Origin of the sequence: Sorangium sp. So ce363, assembly GCF_051520435.1 — a bacterium.
GTDB classification, from domain to species: Bacteria; Myxococcota_A; Polyangia; order Polyangiales; family Polyangiaceae; genus Sorangium; species Sorangium cellulosum_B.
Genome location: NZ_CP150333.1, coordinates 4,398,879 through 4,421,972, shown reverse-complemented (window position 1 = coordinate 4,421,972; position 23,094 = coordinate 4,398,879). Strand labels below are relative to the sequence as shown.

The following is a 23,094-nucleotide window of genomic DNA, read 5'->3' as shown; positions in this document are numbered from 1 at the left end:
GGCGGAGAGGTTACTCGCGCGCGGCGCTCGCCGTCGCTCCGGCGGCGATGCGGGCGAGCAGGGGCTCGCCGTACGCAGGCTCGCCGAGGAGCGAGAGCGCGCGGCGGAGGCGCGGCTCGGCGAAGCGCCCGAGATCGTCGAAGTGGCGCGCGGCGTCGCCGGCGAGGGACGGGTCTGCGAGCCGCCTCGCCGCGCCGACGTCCGCTGCCTCCATCTCGGGCGAGAGCACCTCGACGCGAAGCATCATGACGCGCACGACATCGGCAGGCGTGGGAGCGATGGTGATCGGGATCGAGGCGTCGGTCCACGCCTCCGGAGCGAGGTAGAGCACCCGGACGCCGGGCGTCCGGAACCACTGGCGCTTCCAGGTGTTCACCATGGCGACGGCCTCGTCGTGGTACAGGCCGGTCGCGTCGAGGGCGTCGATCATGCTCGCGCCGAGCGACTCGACGAACTCGTCGAGGGGCGGCGCTCCGTCGAGCGAGGGGGCGCGCTCGACGAGCGTGCCGCCCGTGGCGATGCCCTGGGGGTGCGCGACGAACGCCCCCGTCGAGGCGCCGACGTTGAGGACGAAGACGGCGCCGATCGCCTCGTCGAGGGTGTTCTCGGCGGAGATCGCCCCGCCGGTGCCGGCCGTCACGCGGACGGGCAGGTCGAAGTTGCCGAGCCCTCGATAGAACAGGAAGCGCTCGTGCTGGGGCGCCTCCGTCGCGCCGGGCACGCCTGCGACGCGGAGCGGGTTGGCGCCGACCTGGCGCGCGTGAGCCCACGTGAACCGATCGAGCGGCGCCTCGGGCAGCGGGACGTCGCTGTCGCGCCCGAGGATCTCGAACGTACTCCACTGGAGGAGGCCGTTCGCGTTCAGGCCGTACATCTCCGAGCACATCGGCGAGCCAAAGGGGAACTCGGGGTCGAACGCCGGGTCCGCGTACGTCGTCACGCCAGCAACGGTGTTGGGCGCGATGATGGGCGGGTAAAACTCGCGGACCGCGGGGTACCACTGCGTGAAGATCCCTTTGCGGAACGCTATCTGGACGTGCGCGGTGAGCGGCTCCTCGGCGTAGAAGTAAGTTACCGGCGTCTCCATCTTCACGTTGACGCTCGTCGAGATCGAGCCATCGAGCGAGCCGGCTTCGAGCCGGTCATAGACGAAGGCGGGGAGGTCCTCCTCCTCGTGGTGCAACCCCGGTTGAAGCGAGCCGTCGGAGCCGACGACCACGGTGTCGGTGCCCCATTCGTGGACGATGAAGCCCTTGCCGGGGTACGCGAGATCCGGCGCCGAAGGCACAGCGGGCGCGGCCTGCTGGCCGGGGCGGGCGCCCTCGTGAGGCGCTGGATCCAGCGGATCGGCCGGGGCGTCGCCGGTCGAGGTCGAGCTGCCGCCGTCGGACGTTCCGGCGCACGCGGCGATCAGGGTGGCGAGGAGAATGGGAAGCGCGAGGCGGTGGGATGTCGGTTCGGTTACCATCGTAAGGTCTCCTGCCAGCCCCTGAAGCAGCTCTCGGGCCATCGCGCCAAGTCATTGAATTTCAATGGATTGCGCGCGTCGCAACGGGGCGGTTACCAGGGGACGTGGTAACCGGAACGGCGGGGTGACCAGGAGCTGGTAACCGTGGACGACCGGCCGAGCGAGGAGCGCTCCAACGAGGTCCCCGAGCTCTCCCCGCTCGAAGCGTGCATGCAACTGTCGCTCTTCGGCGGCACCTCTGTGCGCCTCGACGAGGACGGCGTCCCCCTCGCAGAGGCGGACGACGAGGAACGCTCCCGCCCCCGGTGGTGGCCTAATTTGCCCCGGAGTGATTCACACAAAGGTGGTAAAGCGGGAAGATCATCGATCTTTTCTTCCCGCCTTACCGCCTTCATGTTCAGATTAGGCCACCACCGAAACGCATGGCCACTTTGCCGATCGCCGACCGCTGGTTCGAGATCACGCGCGTCAGCGATGACATCACGCTGCTGATCGAGCCGCACGTGGTGCCGCTGATGCGCTGCAACATCTGGCATGTGCGCGGTCGCGATCGCGACCTGATGATCGACACGGGTATGGGCATCGTCAGCCTGCGGGAGGCCATAAAGCACCTGATCGACAAGCCGGTGACGGCGGTCGCGACCCACACCCACACCGATCATGTGGGCAGCCACCATGACTTCGAGCACACCTTGGTGCACGATCTCGAGGCGGAGAACCTGCGCTCACCGACCGACCGCGGCACCTTGCTGGCCTCGGTGATGGGCGCCGAGGAGATCCGCAAGCTGGGCGACGCTGGCTATCCGATCGAGGGCGATTTGATCACCGCCCTGCCCCACGCGGAGTACGACATGGCAAGCTACGCCCTGCATGACGCGCCGGTCACGGAGGTCGTCGCCGAAGGCGACGTCGTGGATCTCGGCGACCGTCACTTCGAGGTGCTGCACCTGCCCGGTCACTCGCCGGGCAGCATCGGTCTGTGGGAGGCGGCGACCGGAACCTTGTTCTCGGGCGATGCGATCTATGACGGGCCGCTGCTGGATGAGATCGAGGGCGCAGACATTCCCGCCTACGTCCGCACCATGAAGCGGTTGCGGGAGCTCCCAGTGCAGATCGTGCATGCAGGCCACGACCCCAGCTTCGGCCGGGCACGGCTGATCGAGCTGGTCGATGCCTACCTGGCGAAGCGCGCGTAGCGTGCGCCGGCAATGCAGGCGATCGTCGAGGAGACCGGCTCGCCGCCAGCCGAGGCGGTGATCGGCGCCGCGGCCCGCGCCCGCTCATGGTATGCTCGCGTCGAACGCGACGAACCGAGCGGCGGGCAGCCTCAATCGGGCCTGCCGGCGGCGGCCGCACGGGCGCGCGCGGCGGTCCGCTTGCCGGCCGGGCGAAGAGGCGCTGATGCTTATCAATCAATCGACTCGTCGTATCCTCTCGCTGCTCATCCTCTCCTCGGCCTTGGGGTGTGTTCAAGAACGCCCGCCGGGCCGCGTGGTTTATATGGGCGGCCCCCATGCGGGCGGCCCCAACGCCGGTGGGAGCGCCGAGACGTCTGCGCCGAAGGAGGTGCCGGAGCCCTACGCGCCTCCGGCCCTGCCGGTCATCCCGGTCATGATCGATCCGGGCGGCGCGCACGGGTTTCGATGCGCGGTGAGGCTCCGCCTGGACGTCTCGCCGGTCGCCGGCGAGCGACGGCTGCTCCGCGTGGTGGCCGAGAACGCGACCGGGCAGCCGCTCGCGCTCGAGCTGCCCGACCGATGCCCGAACGGGCTCGTCGAGCTCGAGGGGCTCGGGCCGGGCTACGACTATTATGGGACGTGCAACGCGGGGCCGTGCCTGGGCGTGAGCTCGGCGCGTCGTATCGAGCTTGGCCCCGGCGAGGCGCGGCCGATCGCGGAAGCGACGATCGCGCTCCGAGGCGCGCCTCCGTGCACCTCGGCGCTGCCGCCAGGCCAGCACGTGGTGCGCGCCGGCGTGCGCACCGCGAACGTGCCCGTCTGCACCGCGGAGGCCGTCCTCGATGTGCCTGGGGCTGCGCGCCCTCAGTCGCCGCCGAGCCCCCCGCCGCCCTCCGTCCCCTCGCGGAGCACGCCCGCGTCGAGCGACCCTTATGCTTGCCAGAGCCCCACCGACTGCGTGCTGTCGTGCCCGGAGCCTGCGGGTTGTTGCGGGTGGCCGTGCGGGTGCCAGCACGCGATCCACCGCGACCATCGCGCCGCGTTCGAGGCGAATTTCGAGAAGACCTGCACGCGCCCGCCGCGCTGCCCGGCCGTCGGCTGCGCCTTCGAGCGCGCCGTGGGCGCGACGTGCAGGAACGGTCGGTGCGTGGCGACGACCACGCTCGGAGGGCTCTGATCGGGCGGGCGCCCCTCGCGGGGCTCAAGCGCTGCATGAACGGCCGTCGGCCCCAACCTGGGTCGGCTGCCCCGTCGCTTGACAAAATAGAACGGTCGTTCTATCCAGTCGAGGTGGCGAAAGGTGAAGATACCCGGCAGGCCATCCTGGCCGAGGCGCTGGCGCTGGCGAGCGAGGTCGGGCTCTCGGGCGTGACCGTCGGCGCCCTGGCCGAGCGCGTGAAGATGTCGAAGAGCGGCCTCTTCGCGCACTTCAGCTCCAAGGAGAACCTGGACGTCGCCATCCTCGAAGAGGCCAGGCGCCGCTTCGTCGACCTCGTGGTCGCGCCCGCGCTGCGCGAGCCGCGCGGTGAGCCGCGCGTGCGCGCGCTCATCGATCGGTGGTTCGTCTGGACAGAGCAGGACTTCATGCCAGGCGGCTGCGTCTTCCATGCCGCCGCGGCCGAGCTGGACGACAAGCCCGGTCCGGCGCGCGACGCGCTCGTCGCGTCGCAGAAAGACTGGCTGGCCACGCTCGCCACCGCCGCGCGCATCGCCGTCGAAGAGGGCCACTTCCGCTCGGACCTCGACCTTTCGCAGTTCGCCTTCGAGGCCTATGCCATCGCGTCCGGCTCCCACGCGCTCAGCCGCTTGATGCGCGACAAGGCGTCGGAGCGCCGGGCCCGCACCGCCTTCGAGAGGCTCGTGACCGACGCCCGGCGTGCGCCCCGCCGCTCTGCCTGATCCGTCTCGCAATCCCCCGAGGAGGTCCCCCATGCAGGAAGCCAATCAGGTCCATTCGTCGCCCAATAATAGAACGATCGTTCGTACTGATCCGCGGCAGGTCCTCCTGCGCGGTGGGATCCGGTTCGGGTTCAAGCTCCTCAACAAGGCCGCGCCGGATCTGGCCTCCCTGGCGGCCGAACGGCTGTTCCGCTCTCCGCGCCGGCACGCGCGCCCGGCCTGGGAGGAGGAGATCCTCGCCGGCGCTGCGCGCTTCTCGCTGCCGTGGGGCGCGGAGGCGCTGCCCGCGTGGTCGTGGGGGCACGGGCCGACCGTGCTGCTCGTGCACGGCTGGGAGGGGCGGGGGAGCCAGCTCGGCGCGTTCGTGAGGCCGCTCGTGGAGCTGGGCTTTCGCGTGGTGACGTTCGACGCGCCGGGGCACGGCGATGGGCCGAGCCGGTCGGCCACGCTCGTGGAGCTGGCCCGCGCGGTCACCGTCGCGATGGACGAGGTCGGGCCCATCCACGCCATCGTCGCGCACTCGATCGGGGGCGCCGCAACGACGTATGCACTGTCCCGCGCGGCGTCCGTCCGGCGCTCGGGCGCTCCGGCGCCGAGGCTCGTGTTCATCGCGCCGCCGATCAGCGCGGTCCGCTACACCCAGCATTTCGCGGAGCTCCTCGGCATCGACGAGGCCGTCCGGCGCCGCATGGTCGCCCGCCTCGAGGCGCGCTACGGCGTGCCGCTCGCGGACCTCGACGCGCTCTCTGCGGCCCCGCGGATGAACGCGCCGCTGTTCGTCGTGCACGACCGCGACGATCGCGAGGTGTCGTTCGAGGCAGGCGCGGCGCTCGCCGATCGCTGGCCGGGCGCGCGGCTCATGTCGACCCGCGGCCTCGGCCACAGGCGCGTCCTGCGCGCGCCGGAGGTGATCGCCGAGGTGGTCGAGGTCGTGACCGGCACCCCGTGGCCGGTCCGGACAGGGCTCGAGACGTTCGAGCTGGAGCGCGAGCTGTTCGAGCGCGACCGCCGGCGCGCGGTGTGACGCGGTCGCTGACCACGAGCGGGTGGGAATGATCCGGCCGGCTCGTCCTGGCCTCCCGAGCCCTCGATAGAACAGGAAGCGCTCGTGCTGGGGCGAACACGACGGACGGCGTGGAGAACGCTGTTCATCGACGCCTCGATCTGGCGTCCGACATCAGGCACGCCTCCAGCGTATCGCAGATCCTCGATAGCTCCTCGCTCGTGTGCGCCGCGAAGCCGAAGCGAAATGCGGGCACGGCCCCGGCCGCGACATGGACGGACCCCGGGGTGAGGGCCAGGCCGCGTGCGTGCGCGCGCTGGACGAGCTCTTCCGAGGTCAAGCCGCGCAGGCGCATCCAGAGCGCCAATCCCCCGCCGGGCGGGTCGCACGCGATCGCGGAACGCAAGGGCGCCCTCGACGCGAGCTGCTCCAGCAGGTGGTCACGACGCTGCCGGTAGAGCTGCCGGGCGCGCCGCGCGTGGCGCTGGATCTCGCCGTCCTCGATGAGCTCGGCCACGGCGCGCTCGAGGGCGACATCTCCCTGACGATCGAGCAGCTCACGGACCGCCCTCAAGCGCGCGACCACGGACCTGTCCGCGATGATGTACCCGAGCCGCAGGGCCGGAGCGATGAGCTTCGAGAGCGAGGCCACGTAGATGCAGCGCGACGAGAGATCCTTGGTCGCGGCGAGGGGGAGCAGCGGCGCGCCCTCGAAGTGGTACTCGTAGTCGTAGTCGTCCTCGACGATGTAGAGGCGAGACGACTCGCAGATTCGTCGCAGGTGCATTCGACGCTCGGCCGACATGGCGACGGTCGTCGGGTATTGATGGTGAGGCGTCACGTACACCGCCTTGAGGCGCCCCTTGAGCTTCCTGGCGTGGGCTTCCAGCTCCTCCGTTCGAAGGCCGTCAGCATCGACCGGCACATGAACCACGTCGGCCCGGGCGAGCTGGAACGCGCGCCAGGCTGGCGTGTATCCAGGGTGCTCGACGGCGACGACATCCCCGGGCTCCAGCATCGCCAGCGCGAAAAGGCTCAGCGCGCCCTGGCTGCCGCGCGTCAGGACGACCTCCTCCGAGGAGCACGACAACCCGCGAGCGTGATTGACGAAGCCCGCGAGAACCTCCCTGAGCACGGGATCGCCCGCGGCATCTCCGTAGCCGAGGCCCGTCCGCGCCAGCGCTCGGAGAGCGCGCCGCTGCGCGCGCGCGAGCTCGTCCACGGGCGCGATCCGGGCGTCCGGGATCCCGTCGTTCACCGCGATCATGGCGCCGCGACGCTGGGCGAGGACCGGTTCGACCGAGCGGCGGCCCTCGGCATCCGCGACGGCGAGCGTCGGAAGGTTGAGCGCGACGCGGGTGCCGCGCGCTGGCAGCGCCTCGAGCCACCCCTGGGCCACCAGATCGTCGACGGCAGCGACGACGACCTTCCGGTTCACGTTGAGCTGGGCCGCGAGCGTCCGGCTGCCCGGGAGCGTTGAACCCGGCAGCAGCCGCCCGCGCTGGATCTCTTGGACGATCGCCCTGCTCAGCTGGGTCTGCCGCGGCACGGACGCGCCGTCGTCGAGCACCAGGTCGAAGCGCCAGGGTCGACCAGCTGGACCCGTCGACATGTTCATTCTGGAGCCTGTCATGGGTCCAGCTTCGCGCTATCCACTCTCCTGCGCAAGACGCCTTTTGCGCCCACAGGGAGCCGACATGAGCGAACGATTCCATTCAGCAGACTTCGACAAGACGCCGCCGCGGCCTCGCGTGGTGATGCCAGAGAGGCTGGCGCACCCCGCGGTCGAGTCCGCCGGGCTTCACGGCGAGTACTCGAGAGCAAGGAAGCACCCGGTCTTCTTCGTGGACCTCCCGTCCCACGCGATCAGCATGACCCTGGGATGGCTCGATCCGGGGCAATCCTCGAACCGGCATCGGCACACGTACGAGACCATTCTCTACGTCCTGGAGGGAGAGGGTTACTCGTACGTGGGCGGGAGGCGTGTCGACTGGAAGCAGGGGGACGCGATCTACGTCCCTGTCTGGGCCTGGCACAACCACGTCAACACCGGAAAGGGTCGGGCCCGCTACCTCGCCTGCGAGAACGCGCCGATGCTGCAGAACATGGGAGGGGTCGCGCTGCGCGAAGAGGTGCCCGACCGGGGTGATCAGCTCTTCGACTGGGACCACGAGGCGGAAGGAGGCGTGTGATGACATCGTCTCTCCGTGGAATCATCGCCTACCCCATCACGCCGTTCACGGAGGCCGGACGCGTCGACGAACAGCTCCTCGGGCGCATCGTCGACGACATGCTCGCCGCGGGGGTCCATGCGATCGCCCCGCTGGGCAGCACCGGGGTGTTGCCGTACCTCTCGGACGAGGAGCGCGAGGCCGTCACCGACATCGTCGTGAGGCGCGTGGCGGGCCGGGTCCCGACCCTGGTCGGCGTCTCGAGCCTCACCACGGAGCGGACGGTGCACCACGCGAGGTACGCGGAGAGGGCCGGCGCCGCCGCGGTGATGATCATTCCGATGAGCTACTGGAAGCTCTCGGACAGGGAGATCGTGGCGCACTTCGAGGCCGTCGCGAAGGCCATCTCCATCCCCATCGCCGTGTACAACAACCCGGCAACGGGCGGCCTCGATCTGAGCCCGGACGCGATCGCCCGGTTGCTGCAGATCCCGAACGTCACGATGGTGAAGGAGAGCACCGGGGACGTGAACCGGATGCACCGGCTCGTGCAGCTCTGCGGCGACCAGGTTGCCTTCTACAACGGAAGCAATCCGCTCGCGCTCGCCGCGTTCGTGGCCGGGGCTCGCGGCTGGTGCACGGCTGCCCCGCACATCATCCCTCGCCTCACCGTCGAGCTGTACGACGCGGTGACCCGTGGTGATCTCGACGCCGCTCGGCGCTCTTTCTACCGCCAGCTGCCGTTCCTTCAGTTCATCGTCGCGCATGGCCTGCCGCGGGCCATCTCGGCGGCCCTCGAGCTGATGGGCACACGGGTCGGGCCGCTTCGGGCCCCGCTGCAGCCCCTCGACAAGGCGCGGACAGAGGAGCTCCGGCGGATCCTGGTGGATCTCGCCGTACTGCCATCCGCATGAGCCGTCCGGAATCTTTGCTACCGCTCGTCACGCCATCGCTCGCGCCTTGATCGCGTCTCGCCCAGCAAGATCCCAGCGATGCGTCATCTGTTCCGGTGTGGTGCGTCATCGCGTACACTCGATCCCACGATGAAATCTCCTGGCTTGTTCCGGTTGATCGGGTTGCTCTTGGGCGCCGCGGCCGCTTGCGGCACGTCCTCGAATCAGCAGCAAATGGCGTCCGGGACCGGCGGGGCGGGCGGCAGCCAGCCCGACGGGTCCGGTGGAGCGAGCAGCACGGGCGGCGCGGGCGGCCAGGCCGAGGCCACCTGGCCGACCGGTTGCGAAGAGCAGCCGGCGTCCATCAGGACCGAGGGCGCCATCGTCGAGCTCGCGTTCGAGCTCGTCCTCGGCGGCGCACCGTTGCTGTTCGGCGAGCCGAACGTCGCGCCGGACGGCAGCACGGTCACGCCGCTCAACGTTCGCTTCTACGCCTCGCACGCGGCGCTGATCGGGGCGGACGGCGATCTCGTGCCCGTCGATATCGTCGGCCCCGACGGCGCCGCCACCCCTTACGGGGTCCACTTCTACAACGCCGAGGAGCCGGGCTCGGCCACGCTCCGGCTGCGCGCTCCGGCTGGCAGCTATGAAGGCGTCAGCTTCGTCTGGGGCTTGCACCAGGCCTGCAACGTCTCCCGGCCCGAAACGACCGTCGCGCCTCTGTCGGAAGCCTCCCAGATGACGTGGCCGCACACCGGTTACCTCTTCCTGCGCTACGAGGGCAGCGTGGCTCCGCCGGCCGAGGGTGAGGGTGGTTCCGACGATCCGGACGGAGAGACGGCCACGGTTCCGCCGGCGGTCCACATGGGGGGCAACCTGGTCATGGATCTCGCCCCCAGGGTCGAGGTACGAGGCGCCCTGTCCGTGCCCGCGAGCGGCTCGACGGGCAAGGCCGTCCGGGTCGTCCTGGATGAGGTCTTCGCGGGCGCCACGGCGGACGTCGATTTGACCGGGTTCGTCGCGCCGCCCGGGCCCGTGGGAGACGAGCTCCTCGCGGGTGAGCGCCTGCGGCGCGGCCTCCCCGACCTGACGGTGTTCGCCTTCGGTCCGTGACGCCGGGCTTCCACCGTGGCGGGGCCATCGGCCTGGCGGCGCTGCTCCTTGCGGGCGGATGCGGCGACGACGGGCCGGCGGCCCCTGGACCTTTGCCGCCGCTCGTCACGGACGCCATCCCCGCCGGGTTTCCGGCGCGCACCGCGGCGGCCAGAGCGCCGGCCGACAACGCGCTCACCGAGGCGAGGGCCCAGCTCGGCAAGAGGCTCTTCTTCGACAAGCGCCTCTCTCGCACCGGCGAGATAGCGTGCGCGAGCTGCCACCGCCAGGAGTACGCCTTTGCCGATCCGGACCCCGTCTCCCGGGGGGTTGACGGCCGCCTGGGACAGCGGAACGCGCCCGCGCTGGTGAACCTGGCCTGGGGCGAGAGCTTCTTCTGGGATGGCCGCGCGGCCACCCTGGAAGAGCAGGTGGGGAAGCCCATCGAGAACCCCGACGAGATGGATCTACCGCTCGCCGAGGCCGTGGCTCGTGTCGCCGGCGATGACGTCTACGTGAAGGCGTTCAAGGATGCCTATGGCGGGCCTCCCGGCGAGGAGTCCTTGCGCCATGCCCTGGCCAGCTTCGTCCGTTCGATCGTCAGCGCCGACAGCCCTTACGACCGGCACCGGCGCGGGGACGACACGACCTTTGGAGACGCCGAGCGCCGCGGCGAGGCGCTGTTCCTGAGTGAGCGGGCTGGCTGCTTCCATTGCCACCCATCCGGAATGCTCACCAACGAAGGCTTCTTCAACAACGGCACTTACCTCGACGGCGGCGACGTCGGGCGGCAAGGGATCACCGGACGGACGGGAGACCTCGGCAAATTCAAGGTGCCCGGCTTGCGGAACATCGCGGCGAGCACCCCCTATATGCACGACGGATCGCTGGCGACGCTGGAGGAAGTGGTCGACCATTACGATCGCGGCGGGCTGGGCCATTTCTCGACCGATCCGCAGATCGATGAGCTGGGGCTCTCTCCGGACGAGAAGGCCGATCTGGCGGCGTTCCTGCGGTCGCTGACCGATCCCGCCTTCCTCGACGATCCGCGGTACCACCCCTGAGGGGCAAGGGCGAGCGCGAGGTACACGCGCTGCTCGCTCGCCGCGAACACGGCGCTCATGTCGGCGGGGGAGTCGTCGACCAGATCCGTCATCTCGATGATCACGGTCATCGCCGCCCGATGTAGCGCGAGGCGCTCCAGATCCGAGGCTGCCATCGCTCCGAGGAGGTCGACCTGGCCCTCGAGGCGGTCCGCTGGCTGCGGCAGGCGCCTCGCTCGGCCATCGCCTTTTTTCACCTTCGCCTCGGCTCGTTCTCTCACTTCCAGCGGTCGAAGAAGCCCCGGCGCCGAGACTGTCGCTTCCGCATCGCCTTGAACCTCTCCATGAACGCTGCGTTCGTGCCGTCGCGGGCGGCAAGGTCGCGAAGGTCGATCGCCAGCTTCAGCGCCTCGTCGTAGGCGCTCTTCGCGACCAGGGCCTCCAGCTCGCTCCAGGCTGCGTCGAGCCGCCGCGCGAGCGCGTCGAGCTGCTTCGTCCGGGCGGCCTCTGCGGCCTTGCGCGACCGCTCGGCGCGGAGCGCCTCGGCGCGCTCTCTCTTCTCGCGACGCTCCTCGGCCGCGGCACGCAGCTCCGCGACGGTTCGTGGAACCCTGGTTGTTTTCGCCTTCACCCGAGCACGGAACGCGCGGCGCAGCTCGGCGCCGAGCGCGAGCTCCGGCTCGTCCACCGCGCGCCGTAGCCACTGATCCTTGGTGCGCGCGGGGAGCGCGCCGACCCACGCGCGGAGCGCGTCGGTATCCTCCGGCTCCGCGCCGCTCGGCTCCGCCGCGGCCGCCAGAAGATCGCCGTCGAGGCGGAGGAAGCCGACCATCGCCTCGAGCGGCGCGGAGAGCTCGCGGAGCCCCGGCGGCAGCGGCGGCTCCGTTTCGTCGTCCTCGACATCGCCCACCTCGACTGCGAGGAGCCAGGCGAGGTACGCGGCGCGCAGATCTCCGCGCAGGAGCTCGCTCCGCACGGGTGCAAGCGACGCGAGCGACACGCCGCTCGTGAAGTCGTCCTCGGGCTCCTCGGTCTCGCTCACCAGCTCGATCACGACGTGCTCGCCGGCCTTCGTCATGCACGCTGCGCCGCCGGGGAAGTACGGGCGGAGCTGCTTCTCGTCGGCGCGCGCCGCCGGCAGCCGGAACATCAGCCGCCGGGTACCCCAGTTGGCGAAGTAGAGGTGCGCGTCGAAGTAGCGCTCGAGGAGCTTCGCCGGGTCGGCCTTGAGGTTACCCCACTGGTACTCGTTCCAGAAGCGCGTGGGCGTGATGTCAGCGCGCGTCGAGGTGTCCCTGAGCTCCGCCATCTGCTTGGGCGTGAGGGGACGATCGAGCGCGACGAACTCGTACCACTGGTACTCGCTCATCTGTGCCAGGTCGTCTCAGTGAGGAGCGCCTCGATGTTGTGCGGCGTCACGTGCTTACCCGTGCGGAGGTCGTGAGCGACCTGGGTTTCGATGTTCGCGTTCATGAAGCCGTTTCAGCCACTCCTACCCCACGGGCCAACGCGATGGGCACCAAAAATCGTCCGCATAGAGCGAGCGCGACGAAAAAAATAGGATGGCCACAACGAGAAAATTAGTCGGCTTCTCGCAATGCTTTGTGAGCCGCAGGCGGGGTGGGCAGCTCACCCGGGCTTGGGGCAGTTGACCCGCGTTGCCGAGGAGCACCTCGGGAAGGCCGGCCCGGCGACGCGTAGATTGCGGCGCTGGATGCGTCGAAGCCTCGACGGCATAGAGCACGTCGCGCAGATCTTCCCATCGAATCGTGAGCACCCTCGAGGCTATAGCCTCGTTGCGCCGCCTGTCATCCATGGCGGCCTGTTCGCTGCGTACGCGGCGTCGGGACGCGTGCCCTCGAGGCCTGTCAGCGACTATGGCCCGGTGGCAGCTGCGAATACGCCGCGGAGATGAGGCCTGAAGGGCTCGGCGCGCGACATCTCCACGCGGACGCTCAGGGCAGCCACCGGCAAACGTCGACGATCTCCCGGGCCACCGCGACGACGCCCTGCGGTCCAGCGACGCGGGCGAACAGCGGCGCCAGGTGCCCGAGGTCGTCCTTCGTCCAGTCGTCGAGGAGATCGGGCCGCGGCTTCCAGCCGAGCTCGTTCAGGAGTCTCTGGCAGACGCGGCGCGCGTGCGGCTCGGTCATCGAGGCGGCCAGCGGGATCAGCGCGAAGAGCGCCTCGTCGTCGTCGCTCGGCTGCTCCAGAGCGCGCTCGATCAGATCGCGCGCAATCGCCGGCGCGTCGTCCGGCGAGGCCACGGCGATCGCGACCAGGTCTGACCACGGGGCGCCGATCTCGCGTGACAGGTCGAGGACCGCATCGGCCCCGAGAGCCCGGGTCCACGCAGCGGCGTTCCGCTCGAAGAGCAGGCGCGCGCCGTCGCTCGCCCGCAGATCGCCCGACAGCTGGGCCCAGGCGGCCTCGCGGACCGCGGCGGGCAGGTGCGCGAGCAGCGCGGATCGCGCCTCGATCCGGTCCGACGGCTGGGGCAGCGTGTCCACCAGCGCGAGCGCATCCTCCACGCGCCCCAGATCGCAGAGGCGCGCGGCGACGGCCTTCACCACCGGGAGGTGGAGGCCGGCCGCAGCCGCGCACGCCTGGACCAGCGCGGACGCGGCGCCGGCAGGTGCGTGCGGCGCGAGCGCGCAGATGCTCCAGCACGCGTCCGGCGGAAGCGCGTCGCCCGCGAGCAGCGACAGCGCGAGCCCCAGCGCCTCCGACGCGCCCGCTTCCCGCTCCTCCGCGGGCAGGCCCGAAGCGAGGTGCGCTAGGACCAGGTGCCGCTCCGAGGGGGGCAGCGCCTCGGACCATGCCCAGAGCCCGCGCACCGCCGCGGGAGACCATCGCGCGGCGACCTCCGAGAGCCGCGGCAGCTCGTCGCTCCTCGCGTCGGCCGGGACCTCGGCGAACGCGTCGCGACCGAGGTCGAGCGCCTCGGCCTCGGGCAGCAGCGCCGCCAGGGACACGCGCGCGCTCCGGCTCTCCTTGGTCCGCTCGCGAGCGAGCCGCGCCGCCGCCTCGCGCGCGGCCGTCACGCGCGCCTGCCCGTCGAGCGCGCGCGCCACGGCGGCGAGCGCGCCCCCACCGGCGTGCTCCTCGCGGGCGGCCTCGAGCGCCCAGTCGAGCACGACGGCGCGCTCGGCGTCGGGCAGCTCGTTCGCCAGCCGGATCAGGGCATTGGCGCGCTCCGCGGCGTCGGCGATCGGCCGTCCAGCATCCAGGATGTCCTCGCCCACGCGCGGCATCTCGATGTGGGGTCCGGCGGAGCCCTCGCCGCCCTGGGCCCCTTTCTCTTCCTCCTCGTCGTCCTGCGCCGCCAGCGCGGCCAGCGCGCGCCGCGTCTCCTCGAAGCCAAGGATGCTCCGCACTGAGCTCGTCACGAGCAGGCAGCGGACCCGCGCGGCCAGCACCGCCACGACATCGCCTCCGGCCGCTGCATCGACCAGAAGGCTCGCCGCGCACGCCGCCGTCGCGTCCACGTCGGCGATGAACCCGGACGAGCCATCCGGGCGTGTCCTCCACACGTCGAGCCACGCACTCGAGACCAGCTCGATCCGCTCTGCGAGGCTCGCGTCGACCCGCTCCAGGTGGGCGCGCCAGTTCCGGCATACGTAGTCGGAGACCGTGCCCGACGCGAACACGCGCTTCCCGTGGTCGGCGAACCGGCGATCGACCGCCGCGCGCTCACGCGGCGCGAGCCGCCCTTCGATGGCCGCCGCCCAGGCCGGGTGACGGAGCGCGAGGCCCGGCTCTCCGGCGGCGACGAGCGGTCCGCTCAGCTCGTTCCAGGCTCCGCCGTTCACCGTCGAGATCGCGAAGAACTCCTCCGCCTCGATCGGCGCGAGCGCGCCCGCAAGCCATGGCAATACGGGGCGGATCGTGCCGCCAGCGCAGAGATCCAGGATGCCCGGAGCTCCGGCGGGAACGCTCGCGAGCGCCGACGCCACAGCCGCGGGATCCTTCGCGAAGGCCTCGGCGAGCGCCTCCACGAGGAGCGGCTCCCCGCCGCTCACCCGTGCGACATCGTCCTTAACGCTGGCCGGCAGCTCGCCGAGCCTCCGCCCGATCGCCTCTGCGACCTCGTCGACTGCGATCGGCGGCAACGCGACCACCTCCGTCCCCTCCCGGAGCCCTCCCAGCGCCTCGAGCGAGCGCACCGACAGCACGGCGCGCACGCCGGGGCCGAGGTCTCGCAGGAAGCGCCGCGCTGCATCGAGGGTCCAGGAGACGCCCTCGTCGAACCCGTCGAGAATCACGACGAGCGGCCTGCTTCCGGGCGGGCGGCCCTCCTCGAGCATGCTCGCAAGGTCGCGCCGCATCTCCTCGACCCCGTGCGGCCGAGCGCCGATGCGCCGCCGCGACCTGAGGAACAGAGCCACGCGCGCATAAAGGAGGTTCAGCGCCGTGGACTCCAGCGCCGTACCGAAGCGGCGGCTCACGGGGACGAACGCGATTTCGTGCCGGCCCGCGCGGGCCAGCTCCAGCGCCCACGCGCCCAGCAGCATCGACTTGCCGCGCCCGCTCGGCCCGAGCAGCGCCACGCGCGCACCGCCGTGCTCCAGCCACGCTTCGAGGCCCGCCACGGCGCCAGCGCGCGCTCTCCCGCCGAGGGGGGCGCTGCGGCAGCGCTCGACCTCGCGCCAGAAGGCGAGGACGCCGCGCTCCGCCGCCGCCGGGCCAGCGGCCGGCGCATCCGGTGCTCGCGAAGGAGTGCTCATGTCCCTGCGAAGGGCGGCGTGCTCGAGGGAGCGGTCCTGAACGACGTGGGGTATCCCTTGTGCCAGACATTGCCGTTCCACGCCTTGCCATCCGAGCCGATGACACCGTTCTTCTTGCCAGTACCGCCGTTGTTCGCCGGGTGGAGGCCGAGCTCACGCAGGACCTGCGCGCAGAACTTGCATGGATCCATGAGGTCACCGCCCTTGTCCGTCGTCGTCATCTTGCCCTCCTTCACCTGTTTCTGCAGCTCCTTCCTGATCTCGGTGTCTTCGGCCGCGGGGTCTTTACAATGCCTTACCGTTCTTCTGGCGGTCCTGCCGGATGTCTTTCGCCAGGTTGTTCAGCGCCTCGATCTCGGCGCACTGCCCGGCGCTCGACGGCTTCGGCCCCGCCACCTTGCCCTCGTCGTGGCGCCGACCGGATCGACGAACGTCCGGAGGCGCCCGTGCTCGTCGTACGTCTGGCTGAACACGGCCCCGGCGCTCACGGCCTTGTCGAGCTTGCCGAAGCGGTTCCCGAAGTAGCGATGAACCGTGATGGAGTCCGCGACTTCGACGTATCCGTCCTCTCCGAACTCCAGCTTGCAGTGGTAGATGCCTCTGGCGACGGTCCTCCCGTCGGCCAGGTGCGTCGGCACGTCCTCCGCCAGGCTGCGGTCACGCCCATCGTCGTAAGCGCCTCACGTCTCGACGCAGCGGTGCCAATCGTCGTAGCGGAATGAGAACGTGAGCCCGGTAGGGCTCGTATGGGAGGTGAGGAGGTGTTCCTGGTAGGTGTAGCGCGTCGTGTATCCCTCAGCGTCGGTCGCGGACGTGAGATCTCCGGCGGCGTCATAGCTGTACTGCGCGAAGGGCACCCAGACACCGCGCTCCCGCGCGTTCTTGCTCTCGAACGCGCCGATGCGCCCGTCGGGCGCCCGCCGGACCCGGACGATCCGGCCGACGCTGTCGGTGATCTCCCGGGTCTCGTGCGGTCTTGCTGCCGTGCGATCCAGACGAACGTACACCTCCTGGCCCCCGGATGCACCCACACGCTCGCAGCCCGGGGCAATGCGCATCGACGAAGAGGATACTCATGAAGTTCAAGACGACGATAGGGGCCGGCGGCCATTCCTGTCGACTCGATAGCGTCTCGCCGCGATGGGAACGAGGACGCCACCCTCACCTGCCGAGACGGGTACCACGACCTCTTCGCGTCCAACTTCAGAGCTCGGTCAGGTTGACGAGACATCACGTGCGCTTGGTGCGTCGATGACCAGAGCAGCCCCACGCACAGCCGCACGGGGACGACGCGGCCGAGCAGCAGCCCACCAGAGGCCGCGAACTCGCATCCTTGTTCGCGTACCACCTCGTCAGCGAGCGCGACCCGAGAGCGAGAAGGCGAACGCACCGACGGCGACTTCGTGGAGGACGTCCCGACGTAGCGCGCACTGCGGATCGTCGCGCTCGAGCGTGCGGCTCGGCTCGCCTCGGGCGTCGGCTCACGCCGGCCGCTCGCGCGCGAGGAGCGGGCCCCACGTATCAGCTCGCCGGTCGCCGGCTGGGGCCGTCGCTGGACGCTCGAGGAAGTCCGCGCTCACCTCGGCCACACGTCGATCGCCTCGACACACCGCCACGCGCACCTGAGCGAGACGGCCATCAAGGGCACCGTCCGTCAGACGCCCGGGTGGGCAGCGCAGCTGCCCACCTCCGCCTCGATTCCACCTGAGGTTTCGCGTCTAACCTCTCGGAATCATTCAGTGGGTCGACAGGGACTCGAACCCTGGACCTACGGATTAAAAGTCCGCAGCTCTACCGACTGAGCTATCGACCCGATTCAGCGGCCGCGGAAGCTAGCAGAAGCCCCCGCCAGGTTCCACCTTTCCGTTCCCGCCGCCTCCCCGCTCTCCGCCCTCCCCGTCCTCTCCCCAGTCCCGTCCCCCTCCCCAGTCTCCCCCCTCCTTCCGCTTCCGCCCCTCCCTCTCCCTCCCCGTCCTCTTGCCTCTCCCCTCGGTTCCTGCTCACCGCCGCCTTCCTCGCGCCCTCGCCTCGCGCTATGAGGTCGCGCCATGTCGTCGTCACGCCCTTCCGCCGCCTCCAAGGAATCGTTCGCTTCGCTCTTCGAGCAGTCCGAAGGAGCTGGCAAGCAGCGTCGCCGCCAGTACCACACGGGTGAGACCGTCGAGGTGACCGTGGTCGCGATCGCTCGCGAGGCGGTCTTCGCGGATCTTGGCGGCAAGCAGGAGGGCATGTTCGAGCGCCCGGCGCTCGCCGATGGTGACGGCAACCTCCGGGTCGCGGTCGGCTCGCGCATCTCGGCCGTGGTATCCGGCGTCGACGCTGGCACCGGCCAGGTGCGCCTCACGCCGGTCGTCGTGCGCGCGAGCGACGACGGCGACGGCGGGACGTCGCTCGCGGTCTCCGCGCCTGCCGCGGGCGGCGCGCCGCTGCTCGTCGAGGGAGCGCGGGTCAAGGGCAAGGTGACGGGCATCGAGCGTTACGGCGTCTTCGTCCAGATCGCGGGCACCTCGGGCCGCTCGGGCCGCGGCCTCGTCCCGACGGCCGAGACGGCGACGCCTCGCTCCGCCGACCTGAAGAAGCACTTCACGGTGGGGCAGGACGTCGAGGCGAAGATCCTCAACGTGGACGAGTCCGGCAAGATCCGCCTCTCGATCTCCGCGCTCCGCGTCGACGAGGAGCGCGGCCAGTTCGAGTCGTATGCCAAGGGCGAGCGCTCCGGCGGCGGCAACGACAAGGGCGCGAAGCCTGCGCCTCGCAACTTCGGCACGCTGGGTGACCTGCTCGCGAAGAAGGTCAAGCGCTAGCGCTTCTTCCCCCTCGTCCCGTCTCCAGCTCCCCCTCCCGTCTCCCTCTCCCTCCTCTCCTTCCCCGTCCTCACGCCGCCGGCAGGAGATTGCATCTCCCCCTCGGTTCAGCATACACCTCGCCCGCTCAGCCCCTTGCGGCTCCAGCTTCGGCTCCTCGTCGCCCGCCGGCTCGCTGGCCCCGCGCGCCTTCGCACCTCGGGCCTGGGTGTCCCTGCCTCCGCCTTCGCGTCGATGCCTTCCCTCGCTCGAGCCTCCGCCCCCGAGTCGCCGCCCGCACCCCAGCGCTCCCCGCGCACGCGCGCTCGCCCCCGCGTCGGCTCACGCGCCACGGCGCCCTCCCGCGCGCACTCCGGCGCCCTGCTCCGCTCTGGCGCTCTCGCCGTCGCCTTCGCCGGCGCCTCCCCGCTCGTCCTTACGGCCGCGGCCTGCTCTCCGTCCCAGGATCCGCCGGGCAGGGCCACCGACGATCACCGCTCCGGCGCCGCTCACGCGCCCGCCCCGCTCGCCACCGGTGCCGCCCTCGCGGCCCCGGGTCTCCCCTCGCCCGAAGCGCTGGCCCCCTCTCCTGGATCCGCCGCGCCGGACGCCGTGTCCCCTGCGTCGCTCGCGTCGCCGACCGCCGCATCACCCTCCTCGAAGGAAGCCACGCTCCCGGGCCGGGGCGCGAAGATCGCCAGCATCGCGATGCGCACCTGGATCTACGTCGCTCCCGACGAGCGCTCGACGAAGCTCGGCTACCTGCGCGCCGGCGCGGTCGTCGATCGGGCCGAGCTCCCTGCGGGCACCGGCGGATGTGCTGGCGGCTGGTACCGGATCGCGCCGCGCGGTTACGTCTGCGTGGGCAAGGGCGCGTCGCTCGCGCTCGAGCACCAGGTGGTCGCCGCCGCCGTGCGCGGCCCGCGCCGTGGTGCGCCGGTGCCTTACTACTACGTCATGTCGGGCTCGCCCCCGCCGCACCTCTACTTCCGGCTCCCGACCGTCGAGGATCAGCGCCGCGTCGAGGGGTCCACGCTCGGCGTCCACCTCGCCCGTGCCGCTGTCGCGCCCTCGTCGTTGCCGCTCGATCCCGTGCCGGAGTTCCTCCTCGCCGGCCGGGATCTCCCCAAGCCGTACGGCGCCGAGGAGAAGCTCCACTACTCGGTGCATACGGGCCGCACCAAGGAGAGCTCCGCCTTCGGCCTGATCACGACCTTCGAGTGGACCAACCGCCGCTTCGGCCTCACGACCGAGCTCGACCTCATCCCGCTCGATCGCACCCGCCCCGCGCGCCTCAGCGCGATGCGCGGCGTGATCATCAAGGATCTCGACGCCGAGGGCGCCGAGGTCCCCGCGAGCGCCACCGACACGGCATCCCCGGCCGCCGCGGCGTCGTCGGCATCCCCCACGTCCTCGGCCGCCCCGACGCCCGCCGCCGCTCCACCGGCCGACACCGCGAGCTTCTCCATCGCCGAGCTGCCTGCCGACGAGCTGCCTCCCCCGCCGCCCGGCACCGATCCCCGCCCCGATCCCGCCTTGAAGGGCGCCCCTGCCTTCGTCCGCGTCCACGGCACCACGCGGCAGCGCCCCTCCGCGTCGGGCCGCGCGCTCGTCGACGCGGGCCTCGCGCCGCACCGCTCGGGCTGGGTGCTCACCGGCCGCACGCGTGGCGGCGCCAAGGGGCTGCTCGAGACCACCGAGGGCTCATGGCTCGCCGCCGACCACCTCGTCATCGCCGAGCTGCGCAAGGACCCTCAGGGGTTCGCGCGCGACGGCAAGAAGTGGATCGACATCTCGATCCGCCGCCAGATGCTCGTCGCTTACGAGGGCACGCGCCCCGTGTTCGCGGCGCTCATCTCCAGCGGTCGCAGCGGCATGGCCGATCCCGAGGAGACCGACGCCACCGTCCGTGGCTCGTTCTACATCCACGCGAAGCACGTCTCGACCACGATGGACGGCGATGACGAGGCGTCCGAGGCGGCGTTCGACCTGCGTGACGTGCCGTACACCCAGTACTTCCACGGGGGTTACGCGCTGCATGGCGCGTACTGGCACGACGAGTTCGGCAAGGCGCGCAGCCACGGCTGCATCAACCTGGCCCCTGCCGACGCGGCCTGGCTCTTCGAGTGGACCGAGCCCGCCGTCCCGCCCGAGTGGCACGGAGCGATGAACATCGAGGGCGGCGGTACGCTCGTCTATGTGCACGGCTGACGGCTCCGCGCACGGCTGACGGCTCCGCGCACGGCTGACGGCTCCGCGTACGGCTGACGGCTCCGCGTACGGCTGACGGCTCCGTGCACGGCTGACGGCTCCGGCTGCCCCGACCCCCTCACGACAGCCGGACGACCGGCCCAGCTCGCCAGGTGCATCTGGCAAGCTGGGCGGGGGGCCCGCTCACCCGACCGCTGCTGGCCCTCCCGTCCCTCCCGTTACTGGCAGGACGCCGGCATCTGCGCGCCGACCAGGAGGCCGCGCAGGGTCGAGAGCGCTTGCCGCCCCTGCGGCGAGTTCGCCAGGCCGTCGCACGCCGAGGCGGCCGCGAGGTAGCCGCCCTGCTGCTCGGGCGGGGCCGACTTTGCGTTCTGGCGCAGCGCCGCGCAGCACTTGCGGATCCCGCTGGAATCGCCCGTGCCGACCACCTTCTTTCCAGCGTCCGCGTCCGCCGTGTCGGCGTCCGCCGCATCCGCCCCGGCGTCCTCTTCGGGCACGATCTGCGTCGTGGGGGTCGGCGTCGGGGCCGGCGTCGGCACGACGGGCGGAGCCGAGGGCACCGGCGGCACGTCGTCCTCTTCCTTCTTGGGGCACCCGCTGGTGACCAGAGCCACTGCAAGGGGGAACATCAGCGCCCCCAGAACCGTGAAGAGCCGTGTAGGTTTCATCTCACCTCAAGTATCCGATTCGCGTTTGCGTGGGAACTTCTGTTCGACGAGGAACGCCCCGATCGCAACCAACTTCCCCGAGCGCTCGCGGTCATGAGGCCCGCCGGCTGCACGCCCTCGGCGATCCGAGCGGTCGAAGTATGGGCGTCACGAGCCCGCTCGCAAGATCGCGAACGCCGCCGACGGGCGCGCTTCAGGTGCTCCCCGACCTCGGTAGCAGGCGCGTGCGTCGCGGCGAACACGGCGAGCGCGACGGACGCGAGGCACGCGGCGAACGCGGCGAACGCCGGCGCGCGCGCGGGGCGGAATCGCTCGCAGCGCTCAGCGACCGCCGCCGATCAGCGTGGGCCTTGGCGCGCGGCGGGCCCAAGCACGCGCGCGTGTGCATGTCCAAATCTCGAAAGGACACGCCGACCGGCCGGCGCAGGCGCGCGACTCCAGCGCTCGACCGATACGGCTGAAGCGGGAGCAACCATGAAGTACACGCAGCACGAGGAGTGGACGAACGAACCGCGAGCCGCCGCCACCAGCCCCGGAGAAGACACATCGGTCTCGTTCTCGGTGGACGCGCCCTCGCTGGACGCGCCCTCGCTGGATACGCCGGCGATCACGGAGGATGCCGCCGTCACGACCCCGCCCGCGGCGCGCGCCGCGAGCGAGGAGTGTGACGCGTCCTCGGGGCAGATCGACCTCACCGCGCTGAAGGCCGGCGAGGAGGGCGCCCGCCCCCAGGTCCTCGACCTCTTGCCGATCTTCCCGTTCGGCGAGCCGCCCGCGTCCGCACCCGTTCCTGAGGCGACGGCGCTCGACGTACCGGCGCGCGCGTGGCGCGCCCGCTCGATCGCCGTCCTGCTCGCAGGCGCCGCCGCGATCGCGGCCCTCACGGCGGGCATCTCTGCCCCGGATGCCGCCGCCACCGGCCCTCGCGCGGCGGCCGGCCTCGCCACCGCGGCCCGCGCGGTCGAGGCGCGGCTCCCGCACATCGACGCGCCCGCCGAGCGCGCGCCGGTAGCGCCTCCTGCCGAGCGCGACAGCTCTGGCGACGCGCCCGACAGCGTCGTCGCCTCGCAGCGCGCGCCGGAGAACCGCGTACGGGCCACGGGCGCAGCCGCGCCGACGCGCGCCAGGCCGGGCCCTGCGGCGCCGAACACGACCGAGCGCCGCGCTCCCACCGACCCGTGCCGCGGCGACCTCCTCTGCGCGATGCGCCGCGCCACGGGCGGCTGATCCGCCGCCGAGCCCCTCGGCAGATCCGCCGCGGCCTCGGTCGGGCTCATGCCGGGGATGCACCCGCTCAGACAGCGCGCCGGGCTCGCGCCCGGCAAGACCCCCGCTCAGATACCTCGTTCAGGCGGCGCGCCGGGCTCGCGCCCGGCATGACCCCCGTCAAGCGCGCGCCGGGCCCGCGCCCGGCCCGGACCTGCTCAGGCGGAGGCTGGGCTCGGGCCGGACGGGCACCCCGCGTGCGCCGCGATCGAATCGAGCAAGCGGTTCAGATCGAACGGCTTTGCGACCGACGCGCAGGCGCCCACCTCGCGGGCCCAGGTGCCGGCGTCCACCGCGGCCGTCATCACGAGGATGGGCGCGCGCGGACCAGGACACGACGCGTACGCGCGGGCGAACCCCCAACCGTCCATCACCGGCATGCGCATGTCGAGCAGGATGAGATTCGGCCGGTTGCGCTCCAGCAGCGCGAGCGCGGCCTCGCCGTCGCTCGCCGAGAGGACGTCATAGCCCTCCTCCTCCAGCGTGATCTCGAGCATTTCCCGGATCTCCTGGTCGTCGTCCACGATCAGGATCTGCTTGCGCCGTGTCACGCGGCTCCTTTCGGTTTGCAGCTTGGCCCGAGGCTCGGCGCTCGCCGTCCCCTCCACTCCGGTTCCACAGTACCCGTCTGCCACGATATCCCCCCACACGGGCGCTTCCCATGCGCGAACACCACTCAGGCAAACGATGTC

20 protein-coding genes and 1 tRNA gene are annotated in these 23,094 nt (G+C 71.2%); 11 read left to right on the top strand and 10 right to left on the bottom strand.

Annotated elements, in window-relative coordinates:
* Positions 1-10: 10 nt before the first annotated feature.
* A complete protein-coding gene (locus WMF12_RS16860; RefSeq protein WP_437872547.1) occupies positions 11-1,468 on the bottom strand; it encodes a hypothetical protein in 1,458 nt (485 codons plus the stop codon).
* 422 nt (positions 1,469-1,890) lie between these two features.
* On the opposite strand from WMF12_RS16860, the gene WMF12_RS16855 reads away from it, so the two are divergent.
* The 4 genes from WMF12_RS16855 (at position 1,891) to WMF12_RS16840 (ending at position 5,569) form a co-directional block, all read left to right on the top strand.
* Positions 1,891-2,664 carry an MBL fold metallo-hydrolase gene (locus WMF12_RS16855; RefSeq protein ID WP_437872546.1) on the top strand — a complete coding sequence of 258 codons (774 nt, stop codon included), beginning with the start codon at positions 1,891-1,893 and terminating at the stop codon, positions 2,662-2,664.
* Between the two features lie 205 nt (positions 2,665-2,869).
* Entirely contained in the window at positions 2,870-3,823 is a 954-nt protein-coding gene (locus tag WMF12_RS16850; RefSeq protein ID WP_437872545.1) for a hypothetical protein, read from the top strand.
* A gap of 113 nt (positions 3,824-3,936) precedes the next feature.
* A complete protein-coding gene (locus WMF12_RS16845; RefSeq protein WP_437873862.1) occupies positions 3,937-4,545 on the top strand; it encodes a TetR family transcriptional regulator C-terminal domain-containing protein in 609 nt (202 codons plus the stop codon).
* 31 nt (positions 4,546-4,576) lie between these two features.
* Complete coding sequence (locus WMF12_RS16840) at positions 4,577-5,569, top strand: alpha/beta fold hydrolase (protein WP_437872544.1); 993 nt, start codon at positions 4,577-4,579, stop codon at positions 5,567-5,569.
* Positions 5,570-5,693: 124 nt separating this feature from the next.
* Here the strand turns inward: WMF12_RS16840 and WMF12_RS16835 are convergent, their stop codons facing one another.
* Positions 5,694-7,181, bottom strand: a complete 1,488-nt coding sequence (locus WMF12_RS16835; RefSeq protein ID WP_437872543.1) for a PLP-dependent aminotransferase family protein — start codon at positions 7,179-7,181, stop codon at positions 5,694-5,696.
* Positions 7,182-7,245: 64 nt separating this feature from the next.
* Here WMF12_RS16835 and WMF12_RS16830 point away from each other — a divergent pair, with 64 nt between their 5' ends.
* The 4 genes from WMF12_RS16830 to WMF12_RS16815 all read left to right on the top strand — a co-directional run bounded on the left by WMF12_RS16830 (position 7,246) and on the right by WMF12_RS16815 (position 10,768).
* Positions 7,246-7,740: a cupin domain-containing protein gene (locus WMF12_RS16830; RefSeq protein WP_437872541.1), complete on the top strand. Its 495-nt coding sequence runs from the start codon at positions 7,246-7,248 to the stop codon at positions 7,738-7,740.
* Positions 7,740-8,633: a dihydrodipicolinate synthase family protein gene (locus WMF12_RS16825; protein ID WP_437872540.1), complete on the top strand. Its 894-nt coding sequence runs from the start codon at positions 7,740-7,742 to the stop codon at positions 8,631-8,633. The genes WMF12_RS16830 and WMF12_RS16825 overlap by 1 nt, the downstream gene beginning before the upstream one ends.
* Before the next feature lie 213 nt (positions 8,634-8,846).
* Positions 8,847-9,725: an MbnP family protein gene (locus tag WMF12_RS16820; RefSeq protein ID WP_437872539.1), complete on the top strand. Its 879-nt coding sequence runs from the start codon at positions 8,847-8,849 to the stop codon at positions 9,723-9,725.
* Positions 9,722-10,768, top strand: coding sequence for a cytochrome-c peroxidase (locus tag WMF12_RS16815; RefSeq protein ID WP_437872538.1), 1,047 nt, complete (start codon positions 9,722-9,724; stop codon positions 10,766-10,768). The genes WMF12_RS16820 and WMF12_RS16815 overlap by 4 nt, the downstream gene beginning before the upstream one ends.
* A gap of 256 nt (positions 10,769-11,024) precedes the next feature.
* Here WMF12_RS16815 and WMF12_RS16810 read toward each other — a convergent pair whose 3' ends face one another.
* The 6 genes from WMF12_RS16810 to WMF12_RS16785 all read right to left on the bottom strand — a co-directional run bounded on the left by WMF12_RS16810 (position 11,025) and on the right by WMF12_RS16785 (position 17,287).
* On the bottom strand, positions 11,025-12,116 hold the full coding sequence (locus WMF12_RS16810) for a hypothetical protein (protein WP_437872537.1): 1,092 nt from the start codon (positions 12,114-12,116) through the stop codon (positions 11,025-11,027).
* 586 nt (positions 12,117-12,702) lie between these two features.
* Positions 12,703-15,474 (bottom strand): hypothetical protein, encoded by a 2,772-nt coding sequence (locus tag WMF12_RS16805; RefSeq protein ID WP_437872536.1) that lies wholly within the window; start codon positions 15,472-15,474, stop codon positions 12,703-12,705.
* Complete coding sequence (locus tag WMF12_RS16800; RefSeq protein ID WP_437872535.1) at positions 15,471-15,695, bottom strand: hypothetical protein; 225 nt, start codon at positions 15,693-15,695, stop codon at positions 15,471-15,473. The genes WMF12_RS16805 and WMF12_RS16800 overlap by 4 nt, the downstream gene beginning before the upstream one ends.
* Positions 15,696-15,815: 120 nt before the next feature.
* Positions 15,816-16,112: a hypothetical protein gene (locus tag WMF12_RS16795; RefSeq protein WP_437872534.1), complete on the bottom strand. Its 297-nt coding sequence runs from the start codon at positions 16,110-16,112 to the stop codon at positions 15,816-15,818.
* A gap of 42 nt (positions 16,113-16,154) precedes the next feature.
* Positions 16,155-16,532: an RHS repeat domain-containing protein gene (locus WMF12_RS16790; protein WP_437872533.1), complete on the bottom strand. Its 378-nt coding sequence runs from the start codon at positions 16,530-16,532 to the stop codon at positions 16,155-16,157.
* A 682-nt stretch (positions 16,533-17,214) separates the two neighbouring features.
* Positions 17,215-17,287: transfer RNA gene (locus tag WMF12_RS16785), tRNA-Lys, on the bottom strand.
* A gap of 235 nt (positions 17,288-17,522) precedes the next feature.
* On the opposite strand from WMF12_RS16785, the gene WMF12_RS16780 reads away from it, so the two are divergent.
* Complete coding sequence (locus tag WMF12_RS16780) at positions 17,523-18,278, top strand: S1 RNA-binding domain-containing protein (RefSeq protein WP_437872532.1); 756 nt, start codon at positions 17,523-17,525, stop codon at positions 18,276-18,278.
* A gap of 591 nt (positions 18,279-18,869) precedes the next feature.
* On the top strand, positions 18,870-20,468 hold the full coding sequence (locus WMF12_RS16775; RefSeq protein ID WP_437872531.1) for a L,D-transpeptidase: 1,599 nt from the start codon (positions 18,870-18,872) through the stop codon (positions 20,466-20,468).
* Positions 20,469-20,686: 218 nt separating this feature from the next.
* Here the strand turns inward: WMF12_RS16775 and WMF12_RS16770 are convergent, their stop codons facing one another.
* On the bottom strand, positions 20,687-21,136 hold the full coding sequence (locus WMF12_RS16770) for an acyltransferase (RefSeq protein ID WP_437553094.1): 450 nt from the start codon (positions 21,134-21,136) through the stop codon (positions 20,687-20,689).
* Positions 21,137-21,610: 474 nt separating this feature from the next.
* Between WMF12_RS16770 and WMF12_RS16765 the strand changes: the two genes are divergently transcribed.
* A complete protein-coding gene (locus WMF12_RS16765; RefSeq protein ID WP_437872530.1) occupies positions 21,611-22,363 on the top strand; it encodes a hypothetical protein in 753 nt (250 codons plus the stop codon).
* 197 nt (positions 22,364-22,560) lie between these two features.
* Here WMF12_RS16765 and WMF12_RS16760 read toward each other — a convergent pair whose 3' ends face one another.
* Positions 22,561-22,953 (bottom strand): response regulator, encoded by a 393-nt coding sequence (locus tag WMF12_RS16760; protein ID WP_231864879.1) that lies wholly within the window; start codon positions 22,951-22,953, stop codon positions 22,561-22,563.
* Positions 22,954-23,094 lie beyond the last annotated feature (141 nt).

Excerpts from the sequence above, each read along its gene's own strand:
- WMF12_RS16805 (WP_437872536.1), bottom strand. The coding sequence starts at position 15,474 with ATGAGCACTCCTTCGCGAGCACCGGATGCGCCGGCCGCTGGCCCGGCG.
- WMF12_RS16800 (WP_437872535.1), bottom strand. The coding sequence starts at position 15,695 with ATGACGACGACGGACAAGGGCGGTGACCTCATGGATCCATGCAAGTTC.
- WMF12_RS16835 (WP_437872543.1), bottom strand. The coding sequence starts at position 7,181 with ATGACAGGCTCCAGAATGAACATGTCGACGGGTCCAGCTGGTCGACCC.
- WMF12_RS16860 (WP_437872547.1), bottom strand. The coding sequence starts at position 1,468 with ATGGTAACCGAACCGACATCCCACCGCCTCGCGCTTCCCATTCTCCTC.
- WMF12_RS16765 (WP_437872530.1), top strand. The coding sequence starts at position 21,611 with ATGAAGTACACGCAGCACGAGGAGTGGACGAACGAACCGCGAGCCGCC.
- WMF12_RS16820 (WP_437872539.1), top strand. The coding sequence starts at position 8,847 with ATGGCGTCCGGGACCGGCGGGGCGGGCGGCAGCCAGCCCGACGGGTCC.
- WMF12_RS16830 (WP_437872541.1), top strand. The coding sequence starts at position 7,246 with ATGAGCGAACGATTCCATTCAGCAGACTTCGACAAGACGCCGCCGCGG.
- WMF12_RS16825 (WP_437872540.1), top strand. The coding sequence starts at position 7,740 with ATGACATCGTCTCTCCGTGGAATCATCGCCTACCCCATCACGCCGTTC.
- WMF12_RS16790 (WP_437872533.1), bottom strand. The coding sequence starts at position 16,532 with ATGCGCATTGCCCCGGGCTGCGAGCGTGTGGGTGCATCCGGGGGCCAG.
- WMF12_RS16850 (WP_437872545.1), top strand. The coding sequence starts at position 2,870 with ATGCTTATCAATCAATCGACTCGTCGTATCCTCTCGCTGCTCATCCTC.
- WMF12_RS16810 (WP_437872537.1), bottom strand. The coding sequence starts at position 12,116 with ATGAGCGAGTACCAGTGGTACGAGTTCGTCGCGCTCGATCGTCCCCTC.
- WMF12_RS16855 (WP_437872546.1), top strand. The coding sequence starts at position 1,891 with ATGGCCACTTTGCCGATCGCCGACCGCTGGTTCGAGATCACGCGCGTC.
- WMF12_RS16840 (WP_437872544.1), top strand. The coding sequence starts at position 4,577 with ATGCAGGAAGCCAATCAGGTCCATTCGTCGCCCAATAATAGAACGATC.
- WMF12_RS16770 (WP_437553094.1), bottom strand. The coding sequence starts at position 21,136 with ATGAAACCTACACGGCTCTTCACGGTTCTGGGGGCGCTGATGTTCCCC.
- WMF12_RS16780 (WP_437872532.1), top strand. The coding sequence starts at position 17,523 with ATGTCGTCGTCACGCCCTTCCGCCGCCTCCAAGGAATCGTTCGCTTCG.